Annotated in this window: 4 protein-coding genes; 2 read left to right on the forward strand and 2 right to left on the reverse strand. The window is 67.3% G+C overall.

Annotated features, from left to right (window positions below; all coding sequences use genetic code 11):
* Positions 1 to 240: NAD(P)/FAD-dependent oxidoreductase (locus HUK84_RS12170; protein ID WP_176640528.1), on the forward strand; the 240-nt coding region annotated here is incomplete at its 5' end.
* Between the two features lie 13 nt (positions 241 to 253).
* Here HUK84_RS12170 and HUK84_RS12175 read toward each other — a convergent pair.
* Entirely contained in the window at positions 254 to 1252 is a 999-nt protein-coding gene (locus HUK84_RS12175; protein WP_317135285.1) for an isoaspartyl peptidase/L-asparaginase family protein, read from the reverse strand.
* Between the two features lie 289 nt (positions 1253 to 1541).
* Between HUK84_RS12175 and HUK84_RS12180 the strand changes: the two genes are divergently transcribed.
* Positions 1542 to 2723 carry a pyridoxal phosphate-dependent aminotransferase gene (locus HUK84_RS12180; RefSeq protein ID WP_176640529.1) on the forward strand — a complete coding sequence of 394 codons (1182 nt, stop codon included), beginning with the start codon at positions 1542 to 1544 and terminating at the stop codon, positions 2721 to 2723.
* Between the two features lie 45 nt (positions 2724 to 2768).
* Here HUK84_RS12180 and HUK84_RS12185 read toward each other — a convergent pair.
* Positions 2769 to 3731, reverse strand: a 963-nt coding sequence (locus HUK84_RS12185) for an amidohydrolase (protein ID WP_176640530.1), incomplete at its 5' end; no start/stop codon positions are given.

A 3731-nucleotide genomic window follows, 5' to 3' on the forward strand; every position in this document is an offset into this window, starting at 1 on the left:
CCGCTGGGCGCGGCGGTGGAGGCGCAGCCCTGGCGGGGGGCGCGGCCCTGCATGCCGGACATGCTGCCGGTGATCGGGCCGGCCTGGAATCATCCGGGATTGTGGTTCCATTTCGGCCATGCGCATCAGGGCTTTACGCTGGGCCCCACGACCGGGCGGCTATGCGCCGAGATGATGAATGGGGAAACCCCGTTCATCGATCCGGCGCCCTATAGCCCCGCGCGTTTCCGGCGGGCGTGAAGCCCGCTCCGCGCTATTGCGCGGGGGCGCCGTCGGCGAAGATGGCGACATGGGAGATCCCGTCGCGTCCGATCCAGGCCCGGTACATGCCGCTGGTATTGAACGGCGTCGCGATATTTCCCTGCGCGTCGACCAGGATGGCGCCGCCATTGCCGCCCAGGGCGGGAATTTCGTGGTTGATGACGTCGTCCGCCGCGTGGGCCAGCGGTTCATGCAGCAGGGTGACGCGCATGCAGATCTCGTGCGCCGCCACCGTGCGGATATAGAACTCGCCCCAGCCCGTCCCGGACATGGCGCAGCCCGCATTGGCATAGGTACCGGCGCCGATCAGCGGAGAATCGCCGACGCGGCCCCAGAGTTTGTCCGTCATGCCGCCCGTCGAGGTGCCGGCGGCCAGATGCCCGTCCCGATCCAGCGCCACGGCCCCGACCGTGCCGAAATGGCGGTCGGTCGTTTCGTCCGCGTGCCGGACATGGGCGGCGTCTTCCCGCAGGGCCTTCTGCAACTGGTCCCAGCGCCGCTGGGTCCAGAAATAGGACGGATCGACCAGATCGATGCCCTGCGTCCTGGCGAACGCCTCGGCCCCCTGCCCGATCAGCAGGACATGTTTCGAATGCTCCATGACCGCGCGGGCCAGGGTGATCGGGTTGCGGACGTGCCGCACGCCGGCCACCGCCCCGGCCTGCAGGGTCGCGCCGTCCATGATGGCCGCATCCATTTCGTTGTGCCCGTCATGGGTGAAGACGGCCCCCTTGCCGGCATTGAAGTTCGGGTCGTCCTCGAGCACGCGGATGGAAGCGACCACCGCGTCCTTGGCGGGCTTGCCGGCCTTCAGCACCGCGTATCCGGCATCCAGGGCGCGGGCCAGGGCCGCCTTGACGATCTTCTGGCGCTCGGGCGACATGTCGGCCTTGATCACGCCGGCTCCGCCATGGATGACCAGGACGGGTATCGCCTCGGCCCGTGCGGCGGCAGGCCGCAGCGCCGCCGACAGGGCCATGACAGCCAGCAAGACCGTCGATAACGACGCTGGAAGCAGTCTGCTGGTGGCCTGCCGATCCGAGAAATTCCCGTGAGAATTCCTCGGGCAGGACACTGGCCGGGTCATCGTGAATCCGCGCATGTCGCTCCCTTCGTTTCGCGCAGATTAACACCGGGGCGGCGCCGGGCAAGGGGAAACGGGATATTCGATATTTTCGTTAAATCTTCCGGATATTTCCTGCAAGGAGTCGCGTTGACTTCCTTTTTGTTCCGAACGTAGAATGTTGCCAATGCATTCGTTTCGTACCGGAGAGCGCATCATGAGCGGCCTGATCACGGAGGAAGGTCAAGACGACCTGCTGGAACGCGGATATTCGCGGCGGCAGTTCGGCCGGGTGGCCGCCCTGCTGGGCATGCAGTCGGCGGCGATCGCCGCTGCATTCCCGCATCTGCTCGGCGCGGCCGAGGCGCGCGAGATGCCGGCGGACCGCGACAAGTCGGGCATGATCCGCATCGGCAGCAACGAGTGCTGGACCGGGCCGTTTCCGGCCGGCATCGCGGCCGGCGAGGCGGCGGTCCGGCTGGGAAATCGTTACGAACCCACCCATATGCGCCGAACCCTGATCGAGAACGTCGCCGCGGTCGAGAACGTGCCGGCGTCGCATATCCTGCCGTGGCCGGGTTCGAGCGATCCGCTGTCGCGGGTGATCGTGACCTTCTGCTCGCCGACGCGCGGCCTGGTGACGGCGAACCCGACCTATGAAGCGGCATGGCGGACCGCCGACTGGCTGCAGGCAAAATCCACGACGGTGCCGCTGAAGGCCGCCAATCGTTACGCCGTCGACGTGCGGGCGCTGCTGGCGGCCGATCCGCATGCCGGGGTCTATTATATCTGCTCGCCCAACAACCCGACCGGGACCCTGACGCCGATCGCGGACATCGCCTGGTTGCTGGACAACAAGCCCGCGGGCTCGATCGTGCTGGTCGACGAGGCCTATATCCATTTCGCGGGGACGCAGAGCGCGGCTTCGCTGGTGACGCGGTCCAAGGACATCATCGTGCTGCGGACATTTTCCAAATTGTTCGGCATGGCGGGTCTGCGGCTGGGGCTGAGCCTGGCGCATCCGGAGACGCACCAGAAAATGATGCGCTATGACGGCGCGAACCAGAGTGGCACGCTGTCGATCGTGGCCCTGGCCGCCGGCGGCGCCAGCGTATTGCGGGCGCAGGACATCGTCGCGCGCCGCAACGAGATGATCGCCGCGCGCGAGGAGACCTTCGCCTTTCTCAAAAAACGGGGGGTCAGCTTCATTCCGAGCCAGGCGAACATGTTCATGATCGACTGGAAGAAGCCTGCGGCGCCGATCAGGCAGGCCTTTGCCGCGCAGAATATCGATATCGGCCGGTCGTGGACACTCTGGCCGAACTGTCCGCGCATCACCGTCGGGTCGGCGGCGGACATGAAGGCGTTCTGCGGCGCGCTGGACAAGATCGTGGCCTGAGAACCCGGCGGCGCGGTGATCGCGGTCACGGCGTGAGCGGGTGCGTCAGAGGGCCGCGCCGCGCGGCAGGAACCGTTCGACGAGTGCTGCGAACAGGGCGGAGCCGTAGGGAATCGCCGCGTCATTGAAGTCGTAGCGCGGGTGATGCAACCCTTCGCCGGGGCCGTTGCCGATCCGCAGGAAGCTGCCGGGCACGCGGTCGAGCATATAGGCAAAATCCTCGGACCCCATGACGGCGGGCGCGTCGGGATCGACCAGGTCGGCACCGACCAGGGCCATGGCGGTCTCGGCCGCGAAAGCGGTCTGGCGGGGATCGTTGCAGAGAGGAATGAAGGTCGGCCCGAATGCGAGAACCGCCGTCGCGCCGAAGGCGGCGGCCACGTTTTCGGTGATGCGGTGCATCGCGGCCTGCATGTCGGCCAGCACCGCCTTCGACATGCCGCGCAACGTGCCGCCGATCCGAGCAGTCTGCGGAATGGCGTTATGCGCGTCGCCCCCGACGATCTTCGTCACGCTGATGACCGCCGGCTCGCGCGGCGACACGGTGCGCGAGACGATGGATTGCAGGGCGGTAACGATATGGCACGCCACCAGGACGGGGTCGATGCCGGCCTCGGGGCGGGCGGCGTGCGCGCCGACGCCGGTGACCGTGATGTCGAAGAAGCCGCCACCCGCCATGGCCGGTCCGGGCGTCAGGCGGAATTCGCCGATCGGCAGGTCCGGCTGGTTGTGCATGCCGAAGATCGCATCGCAGGGAAACCGTTCGAACAGCCCGTCCTGCAGCATGGCCAGTGCGCCGCCGCATCCTTCCTCGCCCGGCTGGAAGATGAAATGGACGGTTCCATTGAAATTGCGGGTCCGGGCGAGGTAGCGCGCGGCGCCCAGCAGCATGGTCGTGTGTCCGTCATGGCCGCAGGCATGCATGCGGCCCGCGATCTGGCTGCGCCACGGGGCATCGCCTGCCTCGTGCATCGGCAGGGCGTCCATGTCGGCGCGCAGGCCGATCGC

It is taken from the genome of Nguyenibacter vanlangensis, assembly GCF_013376155.1.
GTDB lineage: Bacteria > Pseudomonadota > Alphaproteobacteria > Acetobacterales > Acetobacteraceae > Gluconacetobacter > Gluconacetobacter vanlangensis.